Raw genomic sequence first — 18,614 nt, 5'->3', positions numbered from 1 at the left:
CGTCGACGTGCGCGCTCCCCGGGACCCATGCCCGGCGTCCACGGGCTATTGTGTGACGTGATGTTCATGTTCGCGGTCACTGCGGCTGCGGTCCTCGCCGCCCAGCCAGCTCCGACGATCGACGTCTACACAATGGGCAGCGGCGACGCGCTGTTTCACCGGTTCGGTCACGCCGCGATCTGCACGATCTACCCGGACAACTCGAGTCAGTCCAAGTGCTTCAACTACGGCACGACCGACTTCGGCTCGCCCCCCACCGAGCTCGGCTGGAGCTTCATCCGCGGGCGCTCGCCGTTTTGGGTCTCGGTCTGGCCGGTAGCGCGCATGATCGACGTGTACGTCGACGACGACCGCTCGGTGTGGCGGCAACGCATCGCGTTGGCACCCGAGCAAGCGCGGGCGGTCGCGACCAAGCTCGAGGCCGACGCGGCGCGCTTTGATGGTCGCGGCCCCGAAGGTTCCTACGCCTATCACCACTTCGCGGACAATTGCACGACCCGGATCCGCGACATCCTGGACGACGCCAGCGGTGGCGTGCTGAGCACGGAATCCGACGAGTCGCTCGGCGTCAGCTTCCGCGAGCTCGGTCAGCAGGGGCTCGCGGACATCACGGCGGTCTCCGTGCTCGCCCACGTGTTCGTGGGCCGGGCCGCCGATCGCGAGGTGAGCGAGTGGGACGCGATGTTCCTTCCGCGGGCGCTGCGGGGGTCGATCGAGGCTCGCTTTGCCGCGAGCCCGGAGCTCATCCACGAGCGCCTGGGGCCTCCGCCCGTGACCGGCGGAACCTCCGGCGTGGGCTGGCTATGGCTGTTCGCGCTGGCCACGCTCGCGCCGACGGCTCTCGCGTTCGCGTGGCGGCGTGGGCTGCGAGTTGCCCTCGTCGTCACCGGTGTGATGCTGTCGATCATCGGCGCGATGGTCTGGTCGTTGAGCATCGTCAGCGAGATGCCGGAGCTCCGCTACAACGAGGCGCTGCTGGTGTTCTGGCCGACAGACTGGCTGATCGCGCTCGCAAACCCGACGCGGCGCAGGACCTACGCACGCGTTCGCGTTGGGGTGCTGCTCGCGGTCGCTGTGGGCCTGGCCGTGGGGGTCGTTCACCAGCCTCTCGCCGTGGTCTTGCTGATCCCGCTGGCGCCGATGCTGCTGATCGCCTGGCGGCCTGAGGGGCGCCGAGGGTGACTTCGCGTGGGCGGCCGAGGCCCGCGCGCCCGACGGGGTCGAAGCCGAGATCGAGCGCCTCGGCGTGGGACCATACGATCGTCGGCGAGGTCGGACCCAAGCCCCTGACCCAAGCTCCTGACCCAAGCTCCTGACCTGGTTCGAGACCCACTCGCAGCGATGACTACGAGCGAGGCCCGAGCTGGCATACTGTGTCGCGCATGATCGGCTCGCTCCCGCTCGCCATGGCCCCCGAGCTCCCCTGGCACCACTTCACCAGTCCGCTCGAGAAGTGGGCGGTGCAGCCCTCGTTCGTGCTTGGCGAGTACCTGTTCATGATCTGCGCGGTGGTGGCCCTGGTCCACGCGTGGCGCGAGGGTCGGGATCACATCCTGGTGTGGGTCGCCGCGTTGATCGCCGGCACCGCCAATGATCTGATCTTCATGGCCCTGCCGCTGGTCGACAATTTTTGGCAGGCCCAGGCGCAGATCATGATCACCATGCGGCTGCCGCTGTACATCCCCTGCGTGTACGTGTGCTTCATGTACTACCCCACGGTCGCCGTCCGGCGCCTGGGGCTGCAGCCAGTCGCCCAGGCCGCGCTCACGGGCATCCTGGCGTGCGTGTTCTATGCCCCCTACGACATTGTTGGGGCCAAGTTCTCATGGTGGACCTGGCACGACACCGACGCGCCGATCGGCGTTCGGCTGCTGGGTGCGCCGGTTGGCAGCAGCCTGTGGGTGCTGACCTTCGTCGCCTGTTTCTCGTGGCTGCTCGACCGCGCGCTGGCCCGCAGCGAAGCGGTCACAGCCAAGACCTTCGCGCTGGGCCTGGGCCTGGTCGCGGGGTGCACGTCGATCATGATGGTGCTGCAGATGACGGTGCTGCAGCAGCTCGACGGCGGGACGCCCGGGTACGTCGCGTTCGCCGTCTGCCTGATCGCCTACGCGACCCTCGTGGGCGTGTGGCGCAAGACCGCCAAGCCCGAGCCGCCGCGAGCGGGCGATCGGCTGCTGCTCGGTGCCGCGATCTTCTACTTTGTGTCCCTGATCGGGATCATGGCGGCCTTCGATCCGGCGACCCACGTCAACACGGGCGTGCACCAGACCGTGGGCGAGTGCTACGTCGAGGCCACCGACATCACCGGGGCCACGCGCTACGAATTCTTGTGCACCAGCGACTTCGACGAGGACTTCTCGTTCGAGTGCGTGGACGAGCCGCCCGCAGAGGGCTCGCAGTGGTACACGGTGTGCGGCCGGCCGCACTCGAACTTCGCCGCGTGGATGACGGGCGTGTCCGTACTCGGCGCGATCGGCTGCGGGATGTTCTTGTTCCTGCTGGGCGACGGGCGCCAGCGCTTGCGCCAGAACTAGCTAATTTTTTCCGCACGTCGTGCGCCCATGGACACGGGAAAATGTCTTCAGAGCCAGACGCGCCAGCGGCTGCAGTCGGCGAAGTCCAAGGTCCATGTGGGCGTCATATCGAGCCCCCTTCAGGGGGCCACACATGCGGTCGCAAACAGCCAGCCCGATCGGAGCGGGCGAAGCGAGTGACCGCGAGGTGCGAAGCCACCTGTGGGGGTCATGAACCGCTAGGACATGCTCGCCGTTGCCGACTGCTCGTCGATGCGCAGCGCGCCCGCGAGCCCCGGACCGTTGACGATCGAGCGGGCCGCCGCGTAGGGCTGCTGAACGCTGTCGCTCGCGGGGGTGTGCCACTGCACCTCGCGCTCGAGGAACAGCTCGCGCTGGGTGGCCCAGGCTTCGTCGTTGCTGCCGTAGACATACAGACGCACGAAACCAGGCACCCGCAGCCAGCCGTCGCCCGGGCTCGCACCCGATGGCACCCACCGGAGCACGCGCTTGCTGTCGACCATTTGACCCTGCCACGCGCGCCACGGGTTGGGCATGCGCTCGCGGAACCGCCGACGGTGGTCGAACTCGGCCCAGTGCAGCTCGAACTCTTCCGAGGTGATCTCTTCGGCGTCGGGGTGCTTGGCCATGTAGCTGACGCTGACCGGGCGACGCAGCAGAATGTCTTCGGGAGAGAAGCGAACGCCGTCTGCGTGGACCTGAAGCTGGCGGTGAACCCATCCGTCCGCGTCGATCTCGTAGAGGGTGACGCCAGGAGCGCCGTCTTCACTGCCCTTGTACATCCTGATGTAGCGCATGGGGGATATCCGGTATATCCAATCGGAAGCACGCAAGTGTGTCGATAGGACTAGGCCAACTGATCCACACGAATGTGAGTGCCAACATTGTGCCGAGGCCGAGGGCAACTCACCGCTTGTGCCTCTACATGTTTACACGGGACTGGGGCATTTTTCAACACTGCAAATAGAAAAGTTCAGCTGGGCTGAATTCTTGGGATGCAGTGCCAGCGGACGAGCGATAACGAGCATGTCGTCCGCGCGCTGTGCCCCCGCGGCTGGACCGCATACCTACTGCTGTCTATTCTGGCCATAATCTGCGGTTGTAAGACCTGGTGGCAGAATTCGCGAGATGTGTGGCCGAGCAAGCACGGCCGTCTGGCCGGTCCGCTGTGAAGCGCGATATCGCCCTGATGCGGATCTCGATTCCAACCTGGCTGAAATAGCGTGGTGTGCGCTAATGGTGTCAAATCGCGCCTCGACGCTCGCATCGGGCAGCTAAATCGACACCCTATACAGCCAACACTGGGGCCAAATGACCACACTCCATAGACTGGTTCACCGTGGGTAGCGGGCTGGTTTCAGCTCGGGTGCGAAGCATGTTCACGGTCGCCATCGTTGCAGCATCGCCGTCGCTCGCTCCGACGCTTCCATTGCGCCCGCGGCCTCGTCGAGCGCGGGTGCGAGCAATGGTAGCTCCCACCCGGCCGTGGTCACCCGCAGGAGCTCGCGGAGCTCGGCTGGGTCGGTGGCATTGGGGATCGCTATCAGCACCGCGACGGTCGGGAGCTGGGGCGGCTCTGGATCCGCGTTGGCATCCACGCGCGGGTCAGCGGCGGTTCGGCCTGCGCTGGTGATCCGCTCAAACCCGTAGTCGCGGTCACGCAGCTGCTCGCGGAGCTGCTCGAACGCCGCCGGGCCGGGGTCGTGGCCGCGGAGCAAGAACGCACGCGTGTCACCAGGTTCGGTGATCGCCACGACCTCGAAACATGGGCAATGGTCGTCTTGCGCTTGTTCGCGCAGGTGCGCGTCGAGATCGCTGGGCTCGAACACGACCTGGTCACGAAAGTGCTGGGGATCCGTGGGCAGCGAGATCTCGATGACCCGCGCGCCACAGGGTGACGTGCGAACGGCCCAGCAGCGCTGACGCTCGCCGTCTGGCTCGATGAACTCGCAACGAATGGCACCAAGGCGCGCAGTGATCGGCGCGTCGGGTTCGCCGCCGGGGATCTCGAGCCCGAGCCGGGCCATCGCCGCGCGGACGCTGGCCCAGCGACCGAGCACCGTGGCGGCGGTGATGCGATCCCAGTCGACGGTGCCGGGCGGCACCGAGGGCGCGGCCAGCTCGAGCGCATCGAGGGCGGTCGCCCAGTCGCCGTGGGCTCGGGCGGCCTCCGCGAGCCGCAGGCGGATCGGGTAGGCCTCGGGCACGCGCGCGAGCGTGGCCCGGTCCAGGTCGATCGCGCGCTCGAGCAGTCCACGCTCGCGCAGGCTCTGGCCCAGCACCCACCGCAGTGACAGCCAATGTAGGTCGTCGTCGTGGGCCTCGTCGACGAACAGCTGGTCGAGCGCGGCGTGGTCGTGCGCGGCGAGCAGGGTCCGGGCGAGCTCGAGCCGAACCTCACCGTGAGCAGCACTGGTGGCCTCGAGCAGGGTTCGAGCCAGGTCCGCGCGGCCGATCTCGCGCAGCGCGGCGGCGCGGGCGAGCAGGTGATCGGCCGGGTCTGGGTCTTGGGTATCGGCGTGCGCGAGGCGGTCGAGCTCGCGCTCGGGATCATCGCTGGGCTCAATCGAGATCGGGTCGCGCTCGAGCGTCGCCAAGCTGGCCTCGACCTCGCGTCGGCCGGCCGCCAGCAGCTCGGGTCGGCGCAGCTGACCCCGCGCCGCGTCGACCTCGTCGAGCAGCAAGCGCGTGACCACCCGAGCGCCGCGGGCCGCAGCCAGACGCGCGCCGGTCAACGCGGTGCGGGCCGTGTCCCAGTACGCGCTGCTGGCGAAGAACTGGCGCTGAATCACGAGCAGATCGCGGCCGAGCTGCGCCGTGTTGGCGACCGCCCCCACATCGATCAGCCCCGCGACATTGTCGACCCAGTCGCGCAGGTGGCCGCCGGTGTCGATGATCGCCGACAGCGGCGGGTGCAGGGCCAGGGCCTCGTCGACCCGACCGAGCTTCAACAAGATCGCCACGCGGCACTGACGGTGGGCCATCTGTCGGCTGCGGCCGTAGTGGGCGGGATCGCGGATGCCGTCGACGATCTCGAGCGCCTGCGCGGCCTGGTCGAGCAGGGTCAGCGCCCGGGCCCGGTTGAGCCGGCTGTTGAAGCCCGGCTCGAGCTCACCATGCTCGGCCGCGATCTTGGCTTGCCGATCAATGAACGCCAGCGCCTGCTCCGGCTTGTCGTCGTCGAGCAAGGCCGACACGTACTCGGCGCTGATGCAGTCGAAGCAGCCCCAGCTTGGATCGATCCGTGTGAGCGTCTCCTGGGCGACCGCCAGGCGCTCGGGCACGTACCCCGGGCCATCGCGGATCGCGTAGCAGACCGCGAGGTCCTGCACGGCGCACACGCTCTGCGGGCAGGCTTGGGTCTGGGTGCCGCTGGCGAAGTCGAGCAGCGACACGGCCTCGCGCAATTCATCGCCGGCGCTGCGTCGGTGCAGCACGCGGCTCTGCAGGTTCCAGTGGCGGACGAACAGCTGGACCCACGGCTCGTCGAGCTCGCGGGCGAGCGCGAGCGCCTCGGGGACCATGCTGTCGACCCGCTCGTGGGCCTCGTTGACCGCGGCCGTGGGCAGCTCGTCGATCAGCTGCGCGAGCCGCTGGGCGTTGGGCTCGCCGCGTCGCAGCCTCGCGTTGGTCTCGCGGACCCAGGCCCAGATGTTCATGGGGCGCTCGCCACCAGTCGCTCGGCGAGCTCGCAGATCTGGGTGAGCGCGGCCTCGCTGCTCATGTAGCGCTGCTGTTCGTCAGTCTGGGAGAGCAGGGCGACCAGCGGCCGGAGCAGGCCCAGCGCACCTGCAGCTGCGGTCGCGCGCTCGGGGGTGCCGAGCCGCTCGCCGAGCTGCGCGATCACCCGACAGTCCAGGTTCAGGTGCAGGCGCACGGGCGGCCCGGCGGCGATCGTCTGGGTGAACAGGCGAGCCAAACCCAGCGCCGCCGTGCTGATCCGGCGGTCGGCGTCGTCGGCCTCGATCCGCTGCTTGAGCTCGACCTCGCGATCGGGGACCAGCACGAAGGGCAGGTGCGCAGGCGCGAATCGACTGAGCACGACCTCGACCTCGCCGCCATCTTCGGCCGCGAACGCCCGGCGCAGGCCCTCGGCCGCGCCAGACTCGAGCTCGTGATCCTCGACCCTGCGAAACAGCGCCTGCTCGCCCCGCTCGGTCCCCAGCATGACCAGCGGCACGCCGCGCTGCTCCGCCCAGCGCCGGGTGATCGCGAGCGCGCCATAGCGGCGAGCTTGAACCACCGGGACCGAAAGCGCGCGAAACAATAATTCTTCGAACCCGCCCCGCTGGGCCTGGCTCACGTAGATCTTGCCCTGTGAGCGCTCGAGCACCCGGGTCAGGTTGAGGTCACCCTGCGAGGTGGGGATCGTGGCCTGCTCGGCGATCAACGCGAACAGCCGCGCGTCGCAGATCGCCGCGCCGAGCAGGGCCTCGTTGTGTCGGTACAAGATCCGCCGCCAGGTCGCCGGCTGCTCGCTGGCGATCTGCCCGAGCCCCTCGACCAGCGCGTCGAGCAGCTGGGCGGCGGCGCGATCGTAGGCGCCGTCGCGCTGCAGATCCTCGCGGCTGGCCGTGGGCGTGAGGCCCAGGCCCTCGATCGCCGCGCCGACGAACCCGGCCCAGCGCGGGAGCAGCTCGCGCGCGTCGTCGGTGATCATCATGCCGCGCACAAACACCCAGACCCGGCGGTTGTCGGAGCTACCGTAGGTGGTGGCGTCCTGGATCCACAGCAGGCCGCGGACCTCGGGCTGGTCACTCGCATCGCCGATCGGGATCGTGCACAGCGGCTCGAAGTCGGACTCGAACCGGCCCGCGAACTCGAGCGCGAGCTTGCGACGGCGCAGCGGCGCCAGCTCGCGATCGTCGCGCCACGGCGGCGGCTCGGCGTTGACGGCGTCGCCCTCGGCCAGCCCCAGCCCCGACGCCACCATGCTGACATCGAGCGGGCAGAAGATCGGGTGGCGCAGCAGGCAGGCGTAGCGGATCAGCAGCCGCCGCACCGCCAGCGGGTTGGCCAGCGCCCGGTGAGCCTCGCGCAGGTGCAAGGTCACGCGGGTGCCGACCGGACGAGGGCTGCCGGTCTCCAGCGTGTAGGTCTGGCCATCGCGCGAGACAAACCGCCACGCCAGCTCCGGTTGCTGGTACGAGCAGGTCCACACCTCGGTCCGCTCGGCGACCACGAACGCCGACAAGAAGCCCAGTCCGAAGTAGCCGATCAGACTGTTGGAGCCGACCTCGGGCTCGGCCTCGCGCTGCCGAAGCGTGCGCGTGTAGCCGGCCCCGACCGTGGCGAGGTAGCGACGGATCTCGTCGTCGGTCAGGCCCGCGCCCGTGTCTTCGATCGTCAGGGTGTGGGCGCTGGGATCGGCCAGCACGATGATCCGGGGCTCGAACCCGGCGCCAGACTCGATCCGGCGGCGCTCGCACGAGTCGTGGGCGTTCTGCACCAGCTCGCGCACGGCGACCATTGGCGTCGAGTAAAGATGATCGCCGAGCACCTTCATGAGGCCCTCGAGGTCGACGCGGGTCTTGTGCAGGGTCGTCGAGTGTTCAGCCATGAGCGTCTCTCTGGCCCCGCTAGTAACGAACCGCGCGGCCCTCGGGGTCCCGCACGAACTCGATCACTTCGGGCGCGTCGCACTCGCGGAAATAGTCGGGTGTGCCGAGGTGCGCGATGTGGCCCCTGTGCAGCAGGGCGACTCGGTCGGCCACGCGGAACACGATCTTCATGTCGCCGCTGACCATCACCGAGGTCAGGTGCAGCTCGGCCTGCAGGTGCTCGATCATGTCGCCGATCCGCGTGACGCTGATCGGATCCAGACCGCCGGTCGGGTCGTCGTACAAGATCGTGTTGGGCTCGGTCGCGACCGCGCGGGCCAGACCCACCCGCTTTTGCATGCCACCCGACAGCTGGGCGGGCATCCGCATCAGCACCTCTTCGCCGAGCCCGACCCAGGCCAAGCACTCGGTCACGCGAGCGCGGATCTGCGCGTCGCTCATCTTGGTGTGCTCCAGCAGGCCATAGCCCACGTTCTCCAGCACGTTGATCGAGTCGAACAGCGCGTTGCTCTGGAACACGTGCGACATCGACTTGCGCATCTCGACCAGGGCTTGGTCGTCCATCTCGCTGAGGTCACGCCCGCGGTAGAACACCTCCCCCTGGTCTGGCTCGAGCAGCCCGCTGAGCAGCTTGAGCAGCACGCTCTTGCCCGAGCCCGAGAACCCGATGATCACGAGCACCTCGCCCTCGTAGACCTTCAGGTTGAGGCCCTTGAAGATCTGCTTGGGGCCAAACGCCATGTCGAGGTCGCGCGCTTCGAGCACGACCTCGCGACCGGCCGCGAGGTCGATGGCGTCGCCCCGGGTTGGAAGCCGGGGTAGCTGCTCACGTTTGCGGACGGCGGCATCGGCCACGGGGGTACGGTATCAGAGCTATCGCTATCGGCGCGATGCCGTGCAGCTGCGCGAGTGAGACATGGACCTAGCGCCGTTGTCCCCGGAGCGCTTGGGGCGTGATAGCTTCCCGCGCATGTCAGCGCTCGATCGTATCCGCCACCTCATTCCTTCGCTCGTGCTCGTGCTCGGCCTGGCCATGGGCGCCATGGCCTGCGTCCCCTGGACCGTGATCACCAGCTCTGGACCGCCGTCGGCGTTGGTTGGGGTCACCGCGATGTCGATCCAGTACGACTATTCGAACATCCGGATCAGCGACAAGGGCCTGAGCGAAGAAGAGTGGCTCGCCTCGCGCGAGAAGGACGAGCACCGCGCGACCTACCTGGAGACCAAGGACTCGGCCAACATCGGCATCATCGAGGGCTTGACCAAGAACCTGCCCAACGTGCAGATCGTCCCCGGCCAGGCCCAACCTGGCGCTATCCAGATCACCGTCAGCTACACGGCCTGGGAAGAGGGCATGTACGCGGGCGTGGTCGCGTGGCCCTCGAAGATCACCGCGCGCATCATCTTCAGCCGCGATGGCCAGACCCTCGACGAGATCAGCGTCAACACGGCCGAGGACGCGAGCCTGTTCACGCCCGCGCCGCAGCAGCGGCTCCACACCTGCGGCCAGCGGCTCGGTCAGTTCGCCGCCCAGTACGTCAAGAAGGCGAGCTAGGACGAGCTCAGACTCTCACAGATCCCAGACGCAATTCGGGGTCACTCGCGTACGCGAGTGACCCCGAATTGCGTCTGGGGGATCTGACTACCCAGCGACGAGGTTGTTGAGCACCTTGGTGAAGCGCTTGGCCGCGCCCGCGGGGTCGGGAACGGTGCCCTCGGCCAGGGCTGCGATGTCGTGGAGGATCTCGACCCACTCGGCCAGCCGCGGGTCGTCCTTGTTGGTCTCGCTGATCTTGCTGGCCGCGGTGACGAAGGGGTGATCCGGGTTGAGCTCGAGGATCCGCGGGCTGGCGCCCAGCTTGGTGCCGGGCTGGGCCATGCGAAGGATCCGCTCCATGTTGCGGCTGAGCCCGCCCGCGGCGTCGACCAGACACGAGGGTGACTCGGTCAGGCGCTTGCTGGCACGGACGTCGCGGACCCGGTCACCGAGCACGACCTTGGCGAGGTTGAGCAGCGGGTCGATCGGCGACGGCTCACGCTTGTCCTTGGCCTTGGCCTCGTCGTCCTTGTCGTCGCTGTCGTCGTCCTTGTCGTCGATGTCCTCGTCCTCGGCGGGCTCGTCGAGCTCACCTTGGGTGACGCTGCGGAACGACTTGCCCTCGTACTCGGACAGGCTCTGCAGCACCCACTCGTCGACGGGGTCGCTCATCAGCAGCACGTCCTCACCCTTGGCGCGGACCGCCTCGAGGTGCGGGCTGTTGCGGAGCGCGGCCTCGTTGGGGCCGGCCACGTACCAGATGTACTTCTGGTCCTCGCCCATGCCCGCGACGTAGTCCTTGAGCGAGACCAGGCCGTCGTCGGTGTCCGCGACGTGGCGGTAGCGCAGCAGCTCGGTCAGCTCGGCGCGCTGACCACCGTCGGTGTGCAGGCCCTCCTTGATGACGGAGCCGAACTCGTTCCACATCTTCGCGTACTTGTCGGCGCTCTCCTCCGCGAGCTCGGCGAGCAGCTTGAGGGTCTTGCGGGTCAGCTGACGGCGGATCGCGGCGAGCGACTTGTGCTCTTGCAGCATCTCGCGCGAGACGTTGAGCGGCAGGTCCTGCGAGTCGACCACGCCACGGACGAAGCGGAGGTACTGGGGCAGCAGCGTGTCGCAGTTCTCCACCACCAGCACGCGGCGGGCGTAGAGCTGCAGCGCCTTGCGATCTTCTTGAAACAGATCAGCGGGCGCCCGGCCCGGCACGAACAACAGGGCGTGAAACTGGATCGGGGCGTCGGCCGTGAAGTGCAGCCGGGCGAATGGCTCGTCGCCGGGCATCACGAACCCGCCCATGACGTGCTTGTAGAACTCGGTGTAGTCGCTGTCCTCGAGCTCGCTGGAGCTGCGCGCCCAGATCGCCGAGGCGGCGTTGATCTGGCGGGGCTCGGGATCTTTGTCCTCGCCCTGCTCGTCGATGACCCGCAGGCGGATCGGGTGCATGACGTAGTTGCTGTAGCGCTTGACCAGGGCCTCGATCCGCCAGCGATCCAGGAACTCCTTGGCCTCGGTCTTGAGCGTCAGCACGATCGTGGTGCCGCGCTGCGAGCGGCTGCCCGGCTCGACCTGATAGCTGCCGTCGCCGCGACTGCGCCACACGACCGCCTCGCTGCCGGGCTTGCCGGACAAGGTGGTGACCACGACCTCGTCGGCGACCATGAACGCGCTGTAGAAGCCGACGCCGAATTGCCCGATCAGGTTGGGCTCGACCGCGCCGCTCGACTCGCCAGCGGCGCGCGCCCGCTGCATCTCCTCGAGGTAGCGGAGCGTGCCCGAGTGGGCGATCGTGCCCAGGTTCTGCGCGGTCTCCTCGCGCGTCATGCCGATCCCGGTGTCCTCGATCGTGAGGGTGCCGGCCTGCTTGTCGACGGTGATCAGGATCTGCGACTCGAGCTCCTGGCCGTCGAGCGAGGTGTCGACCAGAGCCTGAAAGCGGGCCTTGTCGAGCGCGTCGGCGGCGTTGGAGATCAGCTCGCGGAGGAAGATCTCGCTGTTGGTATAGAGCGAGTTGGTGACCAAATTGAGGAGGGCGGCCACCTCCGCCTTGAATTCATGGGTTTCGCTGCTCACGTTGGGGATCCTTGGGCTAGATGTGATCGAAAAAGGCTCGACCCGCGCAGGGGGCCGCAACCTAAACCGGTGAGACTCGTGGTCAACCACCAACCACCCGTGAGTTGCCCAACGAACGCACGAAGGCCCACGCTCAGAAGAACGTGGGCCGCGAAGTGCCAAACCTGCGTGGGGGATCGAGCAGCCTCTTCTGGGGGGCCACACATGCCCCCGCGGACAGCCAGCCCGTTGGGAGCGAGCGAAGCGAGTGACCGCGAAGGGGCCAAATCCCCCGTGGGGGTCAAAGATTATATGAAGCTGGCGAGCTTGGGCGACGAGCCGGGGATCAGCCGTCGGTGCCACAGCTGGGTGCCGACGAAGCCGTCCTCGCGGACCAGGTGATCCGTGAGGCGTGCGTTGACCTTGAACGCCAGGTTTGCGTAGATCTGCTGGGTTGGCCCCCAGTCGACCGCGGTCAGCGAGAACACGCTGGCGGTCTCGCGGCGCTGAAGCTCGTCGAGCAGGGCCTGCAACAGGAACTCGAGGATCGCGGGGTCGGCCTCTTTGTTGGGCCGCGGCGGGGTCAAGATGTCGATCTTGGCGTGGCCGAAGGACGAGTCGGTCTCGGCGCCGATCCAATAGTCGCGCTTGCCGACCTTGCCGTGGACGGCGATGTCGGGGTGGAACACCGCGCGACGGAAGGGCGCGTAGAGGGCCGCCTCGCCCAGATCCTCCGCGACCCGCGCGAGCTTGGGGGTCTCGGACACGAACTCGACGCTGAGCCCGCGCGGCTTGGTGACGTTTGGATCTTTGGCCGCGATGTTGGGCGCGGTCAGCTTGGGGGCGCCGCCCTGGATCGGGTCGCCGTCGTCGGTGTAGACCCGGCTCATCACGTAGGCGTCGGCGGTCCGGAAGTAGCCCGGAATCGCGCCCTCGCGCGAGAACCCAACGCTGCGCCAGGACTTGGAGTCCTGCTTCTCGACCACGGTGAAGACCTTCTTGAGGCCCTCGGAGCGCGCGATGCGATCAAAAAAGTCGCGCTTTTGTTGGTAGTTACCGACGCGGTAGTCAAACACGCGCAGGTTGAGGTGAGTGCGGTTCAGGAGGAAGCAGAAGTCGATGTCGCCACGACGGTAGTAGTGCTCCTCGACCGGACCTGTAGGCTCTGATGCCTGAATGGCCTGATTTGCCATGGTTGCTCCGTTGCTTTGGGCGCGGGCCCGCGTGGGATCCACGCCAGTAGTGTTCTTCTCGACCAAATTATCGCCTTGTTGTCAAGCGCAACTTGCAGAACCAAATGGCTTGGATGCGACGTCAAAACGGCGCAATCGCGCGTCGAATTGGGCCGCTGGGGTCCTGGAATTTTGCAATTGAGTCAAGAATTTCGGGGATTTGCGGCGATTGGCCGCCCGAGAACTTAGCACTACCATTGGGGATTTACGAACACAAGGCATGTGTGGGAACTTTGGCCGCCCCGCCACCCGGGGAGGGCGCGAACTCCGATCCCCCCAGCTGGGTAGTGCGCACGAGACCCGGAACAGCGATGCAGGAGCACGACACGACAACCGATGTGAGGATTGCGGAGGTTCGTCGCCCCTGGGGGCCCGCGTGTCTGGTCCTGATGCTGAGCGGATGTCCGGCTAGCCATCCACCCAGTGAAGCCGGCTGTGGCAAAGACAGCGACTGCAAGACCGATCGCATCTGCGTCGAAGCGGTCTGCGTCGCGCCGACTTCGGCGGACCCTGCCGCGGGCGAAGCCGCGAGTCCAGCGGTCGTGGCCAAGCCGAGCGCGGGCCAGGGCGAGCGCTGGTTTCGAGATGGTCCAGGTCACGCTGGAGCCACCACCGCGGTCGGTCCAACAACGGAGCCACAGCCGCGCTGGGTCGTCGAGCTCGGGGCCGTGGTGTTCGCAACGCCGACGCTGGCGGTCGGTCCGCACGGCCTCACGGCCTACGTTGGAACCCACGCGGGCCGGTTCGTCGGCGTCGTGGTCGAGGGCGAGCGGTCCGGCAGCGTGGCGCTCGACATTGATCTCGGCGGGCGGATCTGGGCGACGGCGGCGGCGAGCGGCGAAGGTGACAGCCTGCGCCTGTACGTCGGCAACGACGACGACACCCTGTTCGCAATCGCGCCAGCGGCCAAGGGCGACGCACGGATCGCGTGGCGCAAGCGACTCGGCAATTGCGAAGACACCCGCTCGCCTGGGCCCGAGGGCGCCCGCTGCGATGTCGACGGGGGCCCGACCATTGGGCCCGATGGTGACCTGTACGTCGGTGCGGACGGCGTCTATCGGCTGTCGCCCGAGGGCGAGATCCGCTGGCACTGGCCCAGCGCCGAGCAAGAGGAGCGACCCAAGCACGTGTTCAGCACGCCCGTGCTCGCCGAGGGTCGCGTCTATGTCGGCGGGCAAGACGGGTTCGTGACCGCGCTCGCCGCCGAGACTGGTGAGCAACAATGGCAATACACGGTCCGCGCCGACGTCGACGGGTCGGGCGTGATCGGGGCCGACGGCGCGCTGTTCATTGGCGCCGACGATGGTCGAATTTACTCGATCCGATCCGACGGCAGCCTGCGGTGGAGCTTCGTCGCGCAGCGGGACATCCGCTCGAGCTTGGGCATCGCCCCCGACGGCACGGTCTACGCGACCAGCTTCGACGCCAACCTGTACTCGCTCGCGCCCAGCGGCGAGGTCAATTGGGTGCTCCCGACCGGCGGGGTCGTCCACGGCTCGCCCGTCGTCGACCCCAGCGGCACCGTGTTCTTTGGCTCGCAGGACGACCACCTCTACGCCGTCTCGGCCAAGGGCAAGGTCCTGTGGGCGATCGATCTGGGCGCCGACGTCGACAGCTCGGTTGCGATCACGCCGTCGGGCACGCTGATCGTCGGCTGCGATGACGGCACCCTGCGTGCATTTGGGGCCGCACCGGAGCCCGCGCCGCCGGGCTGAGGCCGGGCCCCTTGCCCGGGGGCCGCAGGCGTGCCACGGTCCGCGCCGCCACGGGACTCGCTCGGAGGCCGGCCAAGCGGCTGAGCGCGAGTGAGCCCCGAAGGTGTGAAGAAAGTCTCATGGCCCAGCGCTCTCAAACCCGAGCCGTCCTCCACGTCAACCCCGGCGGCTACGGCTTCGCCCAACCATTGTCGGCCGAGGAGACCCGCGGCGTGTTCATCCCGCCGGGCTACCTGCGTGGGGCCCTCGACGGCGACGAGCTCGAGGTCGTGTACTGGGAGAGCGAAAAGGGCCTCGAGGGCCGGATCGAGCAGATCATCAAGCGCAAGCGCAAGCGCGTGGTCGGGCTGCTGACTCGCGCGGGCAACAAGGCGTGGGTGCTCGAGGTCGAAGACCCGCGGCTGATCTGGCCGGTGAAGTGCGTCGGCGGACCTGGCGACGGTCAGCCCGGCATGATCGTCGTGGGCTTGATCGTCGAGTACCCCGACGGGCCCAACCCCGAGCTGACCGTGCGGGTCGAGCGGACCGTCGGAAAGCCCGGCGCGCTCGAGACCGAGATCCAGAAGATCCTGATCGAGCAGCAGATCGACGACGTGTTCACCGACGCGGCCCACAATGAGGCCAAGAGCGTCCCGACCACCGTGCTCGACCACGAGCTCGAGCAGCGCGCGGACCTGCGTGGGCTCCCGTTCATGACGATCGACCCGCCAGACGCCCGCGATTTTGACGACGCGGTCTGCGTCGAGCTGCTCGGCGAGAACACCCAGGTCGCCGACTACCGGCTGCACGTCGCGATCGCCGACGTCTCGCACTACGTCCGCGAGGGCACCGGGATCGACGCCGAGGCCCGCGAGCGCTGCTTCTCCGCGTACTTGCCCGATCGTGCGATCCCGATGCTGCCGCACCAGCTCAGCTCGCACATGTGCTCGCTGGTGCCCAAGCAAGATCGGCTGGCGATGGTGGTGAGCATGCGGGTGAGCGCGGCGGGGGAGACGAGCGAGTGGGTCGTCCGCGCGTCGATCATTCACTCGCGCCGACGCATGACCTACGCCGAGGTTGCGACCGCGCTCGACGGCGCAGACAACCTGGGCAAGAAGGCGCGCAGCCGCGTGTTTGCGCTGCGAGAGTGCGCCGACCGGCTGCGTCGGGCCCGGCTGCGCCGCGGCGCGATCGAGCTCGACCTGCCCGAGGCCAAGGTCGTGCTCGAAGAGGACGACCGCACCCGGATCCTCGACGTGGTCAAGAGCCGCTCGACCAAGTCGATGACGCGGGCCTACAACCTGGTCGAAGAGCTGATGATCGCGGCCAACGAGGGCGTGGGTGAGCTCGCGGTCGAGCATAATTTGCCTGTCGTGTTTCGGGTCCACGACAAGCCGAATGTCGAGAAGCTCGAGAACCTGACCGCGGCCGCGTTTGCGCTGGGGACCAAGGCCGATCCCGAGAAGCTGCAGAAGCCTCGGGGCGCCCAAAAGTTTCTCTCGCAGCTCGAGGGCCAGTCGTTCGCGCCCGCGCTCAACATGCTGATGTTGCGGGCGATGTCGCAGGCGCAGTACGCGATCGGCAACGTCGGTCACTTCGCGCTGGCCTCGAAGGCGTACGTGCACTTCACCAGCCCGATTCGGCGCTACCCGGACTTGATCTCGCACCGCGTGATGAAGGCCTGGGTCGCCAAGCAAGGTGGGGACTGCGGGCCAGACCCAGTCCCACGCATGCCCAAGCCGAGCGAGAGCGAGGACCTGGCCGTGCGCTGCAGCGATCGTGAGCGGGAGATCGTCGCGGCCGAGCGCGCCACGCAGAGCTTGTTCGCCGCCGTGTTCATGCTCGATCGCATCGGTGATCGGTTTGAGGGCGCGATCACGGGGCTGTCACAAAATGGCGTGTTCGTGCAGATCGACGCGCCCTTCGTCGATGGCATGATCAAGGTCTCGGATCTCGAGAAAGAGCGGGGCGAGCCCTACTACCGGGATGAGACCGGGGTCCGACTGGTCGGCGAGCGGAGCGGGAAGACCTTGACGATCGGGGATCGGGTGACCGTCGAGGTCGTCGACGCCTCGGTGCCGCGGCGGCAGATCGACCTGGTGTTGATCTCGCCGATGTGAACGGTGCGGGGGTAGGGGCTCCTAAAACCCGGCCGAGATCTGCACGCGTATCTCGTGGCCGCCGGCCCGAAAGTCGCGGTCGTTCCAGATCCAAAAGTAGTCGGCCTGTAGCTTGAGGTCATGGCCGAACAGGTACCAGCTCGGGCCCCCGCCCAGCTCGTCTTGCTCTGTGATTGAACTCGTCGCAGTGGTCCGGCGCAGCTGGCTGTAGCGGCCCGCGACGCCGACGGGGACCCGAGGCACGATGTAGCCAGCCTGCACGAACCAGCCCAGTCCGTCGCGCGGCGACTCGCGCGGGGCCAGGACTTCGTTGCCCATGTCGTCGGTGATCGTTGCGGTGCCGAAGTCCCGCTGACCGCGACGCCAGGCGAACTCGCCCATCAGCGACGCGCCGCGAAACTGCAGGACCGCGTCGGCCGTGAGCACGTGAAAGTCGGTGGTCCCGCCATCGCTCGGGGGCGAGCCCATGACGCCCTGATCGTTCACCGCCCGATCTTGGTAGGCGTAGGCGCCGCCAAGTGAGAGCCGGGGTACGTGGACGCGGTCGTGGTCGCCCTCTTCGTAGTCCCAGCGCGAGTCGGCGTCGCCCAGCGGCAGGACCTCGACGCGAGCGACGTAGAGCAGGCCGCCGTCGTGGCCCGTGAACGCGTCGCGACCCTCACCCATGAACACGCCCGCCAGATACCGGAGTCGGCCCAGCCCGGCGACGTCGTTGGAGCCGACCTGGATGCCGATGTCACGATCGAGCTGGAACTCGGCCTGGGCGATCGAGCGATCGACCAGCTCGAAGTCGCCCGAGGACACGATCCGCTGGCGGCTGAACGGGACCATGAACTGGCCCAGCGACACCGTGAAGTCGCGCAGATAGTCGAACGAGATGATCGCGTCGAGCACTGGCGATCGCTCGGCCCCCGTTGGGCCAAAGTTCATGTCACGCGGCGAGAGGGCGAGCTGGAGCTTGTATTTGTTGTGCTCCCCAAACAGGTGCCCGGCGACCTGAAAGCGGGCCCGCCGGACCATGAACACATGCTCGAACGGCGGGGCTGCCCCGGGCTCGTGGGTGGCCTCGTAGCGTAGCTGTATGCGCGAACGGAGGGCGATCGAGAACTTGCCGTCGCGGCTGTCGGCGATCAGGCCGGTGCCTGGCTCGAAGCGGACTCGGTTGACGCTGAGGTCGTCGGCGGGGGCTGCTGGGGTCGCGTCTGGCCCGGGCTCGATCGGTGCTGGCGCGGGGACCGGAGTCGGCGCGGGCTGTGACGTGGCTGGCGCTGGCGGCTCCTCTGGCGGCGTCTCCGCGATGATCTGTAGGGCGTCGTCCTCGCTGGTCGCAGCTGGCGACATCGCCTCATCCCGGCCGTCGGGGGCGGGTTCTGGAGACGGCGGGGCGAGGAAAGCAATGACGAGCGGGAATGACAACACCGGCTGCATCTGCGGGAGGCTCGTAGCAGGGTTCGTGGGGGGAGGATGTTACAAGCATGTGCCGGCTGCGTTCGTCCAGGAACATCGTGGCACGCGCTGATCTGCTCGTGGGGCGCCGCCAGTTGGGATTTAGGAGCAACCTTGCTGTACCGCTGGCGTCGAGTTCGGCGCTGGTGGGCGACCGAGGGAGCTTGCGCACGAGACCGAAGCGCGCTGTTCTGGCACTCCGATGTGACAGCTTTGAAACATGGCCTCCGATGCCCGCTGTTGGCGCAGTGTGATGAATCGTCGGTGAAGAAGTGGAGGGACGGACTGAGCGAGAACCGGGATCGGCTCAACTAGTGCGCTACCGACCCTGTGTCCGAAGCGGAGACGACTTTGGCCAAACGTGGAGCGCACAAAAGGCCGGATGAGGTCCCAGCCCGAACGTTCTGGCGCGGCGGAAAGCCACAGCGGAGTACAAGCCGT

The 18,614-nt window shown here is 67.7% G+C and carries 12 protein-coding genes; 5 read left to right on the top strand and 7 right to left on the bottom strand.

The window, feature by feature from the left end:
• Window positions 1–27 precede the first annotated feature (27 nt).
• Together ENSA7_RS07815 and ENSA7_RS07810 are read left to right on the top strand one after the other, a co-directional pair.
• Window positions 28–1,182 (top strand): lipoprotein N-acyltransferase Lnb domain-containing protein, encoded by a 1,155-nt coding sequence (locus ENSA7_RS07815; protein ID WP_106088587.1) that lies wholly within the window; start codon window positions 28–30, stop codon window positions 1,180–1,182.
• A gap of 200 nt (window positions 1,183–1,382) precedes the next feature.
• Window positions 1,383–2,534, top strand: coding sequence for a DUF7802 domain-containing protein (locus ENSA7_RS07810; protein WP_106088586.1), 1,152 nt, complete (start codon window positions 1,383–1,385; stop codon window positions 2,532–2,534).
• Between the two features lie 218 nt (window positions 2,535–2,752).
• Here the strand turns inward: ENSA7_RS07810 and ENSA7_RS07805 are convergent, their stop codons facing one another.
• From ENSA7_RS07805 to ENSA7_RS07790, 4 genes are all read right to left on the bottom strand, one after another.
• Window positions 2,753–3,331 carry a hypothetical protein gene (locus ENSA7_RS07805; RefSeq protein WP_106088585.1) on the bottom strand — a complete coding sequence of 193 codons (579 nt, stop codon included), beginning with the start codon at window positions 3,329–3,331 and terminating at the stop codon, window positions 2,753–2,755.
• A gap of 582 nt (window positions 3,332–3,913) precedes the next feature.
• Window positions 3,914–6,193 (bottom strand): tetratricopeptide repeat protein, encoded by a 2,280-nt coding sequence (locus ENSA7_RS07800; protein ID WP_106088584.1) that lies wholly within the window; start codon window positions 6,191–6,193, stop codon window positions 3,914–3,916.
• Window positions 6,190–8,094, bottom strand: a complete 1,905-nt coding sequence (locus ENSA7_RS07795) for an ATP-binding protein (protein WP_106088583.1) — start codon at window positions 8,092–8,094, stop codon at window positions 6,190–6,192. The genes ENSA7_RS07800 and ENSA7_RS07795 overlap by 4 nt, the downstream gene beginning before the upstream one ends.
• 19 nt (window positions 8,095–8,113) lie before the next feature.
• Window positions 8,114–8,950 (bottom strand): ABC transporter ATP-binding protein, encoded by an 837-nt coding sequence (locus ENSA7_RS07790; RefSeq protein WP_106088582.1) that lies wholly within the window; start codon window positions 8,948–8,950, stop codon window positions 8,114–8,116.
• Between the two features lie 115 nt (window positions 8,951–9,065).
• Here ENSA7_RS07790 and ENSA7_RS07785 point away from each other — a divergent pair, with 115 nt between their 5' ends.
• Window positions 9,066–9,650: a hypothetical protein gene (locus tag ENSA7_RS07785; RefSeq protein WP_106088581.1), complete on the top strand. Its 585-nt coding sequence runs from the start codon at window positions 9,066–9,068 to the stop codon at window positions 9,648–9,650.
• Window positions 9,651–9,737: 87 nt separating this feature from the next.
• Here the strand turns inward: ENSA7_RS07785 and htpG are convergent, their stop codons facing one another.
• Window positions 9,738–11,702 (bottom strand): molecular chaperone HtpG, encoded by a 1,965-nt coding sequence (gene htpG, locus ENSA7_RS07780; RefSeq protein WP_181233416.1) that lies wholly within the window; start codon window positions 11,700–11,702, stop codon window positions 9,738–9,740.
• 287 nt (window positions 11,703–11,989) lie between these two features.
• Window positions 11,990–12,874, bottom strand: a complete 885-nt coding sequence (locus tag ENSA7_RS43330) for a hypothetical protein (protein ID WP_181233414.1) — start codon at window positions 12,872–12,874, stop codon at window positions 11,990–11,992.
• 350 nt (window positions 12,875–13,224) lie between these two features.
• Between ENSA7_RS43330 and ENSA7_RS07775 the strand changes: the two genes are divergently transcribed.
• Together ENSA7_RS07775 and ENSA7_RS07770 are read left to right on the top strand one after the other, a co-directional pair.
• Complete coding sequence (locus ENSA7_RS07775) at window positions 13,225–14,628, top strand: outer membrane protein assembly factor BamB (protein WP_181233412.1); 1,404 nt, start codon at window positions 13,225–13,227, stop codon at window positions 14,626–14,628.
• 119 nt (window positions 14,629–14,747) lie between these two features.
• Complete coding sequence (locus tag ENSA7_RS07770; RefSeq protein WP_106088578.1) at window positions 14,748–16,727, top strand: ribonuclease R family protein; 1,980 nt, start codon at window positions 14,748–14,750, stop codon at window positions 16,725–16,727.
• Window positions 16,728–16,748: 21 nt separating this feature from the next.
• On the opposite strand, the gene ENSA7_RS07765 is transcribed toward ENSA7_RS07770, so the two are convergent.
• Complete coding sequence (locus ENSA7_RS07765) at window positions 16,749–18,068, bottom strand: porin (protein WP_106088577.1); 1,320 nt, start codon at window positions 18,066–18,068, stop codon at window positions 16,749–16,751.
• Between the last annotated feature and the right edge of the window lie 546 nt (window positions 18,069–18,614).

It is taken from the genome of Enhygromyxa salina, from assembly GCF_002994635.1.
In the GTDB taxonomy this organism is placed as follows: Bacteria; Myxococcota_A; Polyangia; order Nannocystales; family Nannocystaceae; genus Plesiocystis; species Plesiocystis salina_B.
The sequence above is the reverse complement of the archived record's forward strand: the minus strand, read 5'-3'. Positions and strand labels throughout refer to the sequence as shown.

Excerpts from the sequence above, each read along its gene's own strand:
- ENSA7_RS07815 (WP_106088587.1), top strand. The coding sequence starts at position 28 with ATGCCCGGCGTCCACGGGCTATTGTGTGACGTGATGTTCATGTTCGCG.
- ENSA7_RS07810 (WP_106088586.1), top strand. The coding sequence starts at position 1,383 with ATGATCGGCTCGCTCCCGCTCGCCATGGCCCCCGAGCTCCCCTGGCAC.
- ENSA7_RS07805 (WP_106088585.1), bottom strand. The coding sequence starts at position 3,331 with ATGCGCTACATCAGGATGTACAAGGGCAGTGAAGACGGCGCTCCTGGC.
- ENSA7_RS07800 (WP_106088584.1), bottom strand. The coding sequence starts at position 6,193 with ATGAACATCTGGGCCTGGGTCCGCGAGACCAACGCGAGGCTGCGACGC.
- ENSA7_RS07795 (WP_106088583.1), bottom strand. The coding sequence starts at position 8,094 with ATGGCTGAACACTCGACGACCCTGCACAAGACCCGCGTCGACCTCGAG.
- ENSA7_RS07785 (WP_106088581.1), top strand. The coding sequence starts at position 9,066 with ATGTCAGCGCTCGATCGTATCCGCCACCTCATTCCTTCGCTCGTGCTC.
- ENSA7_RS43330 (WP_181233414.1), bottom strand. The coding sequence starts at position 12,874 with ATGGCAAATCAGGCCATTCAGGCATCAGAGCCTACAGGTCCGGTCGAG.
- ENSA7_RS07775 (WP_181233412.1), top strand. The coding sequence starts at position 13,225 with ATGCAGGAGCACGACACGACAACCGATGTGAGGATTGCGGAGGTTCGT.
- ENSA7_RS07770 (WP_106088578.1), top strand. The coding sequence starts at position 14,748 with ATGGCCCAGCGCTCTCAAACCCGAGCCGTCCTCCACGTCAACCCCGGC.
- ENSA7_RS07765 (WP_106088577.1), bottom strand. The coding sequence starts at position 18,068 with ATGTCGCCAGCTGCGACCAGCGAGGACGACGCCCTACAGATCATCGCG.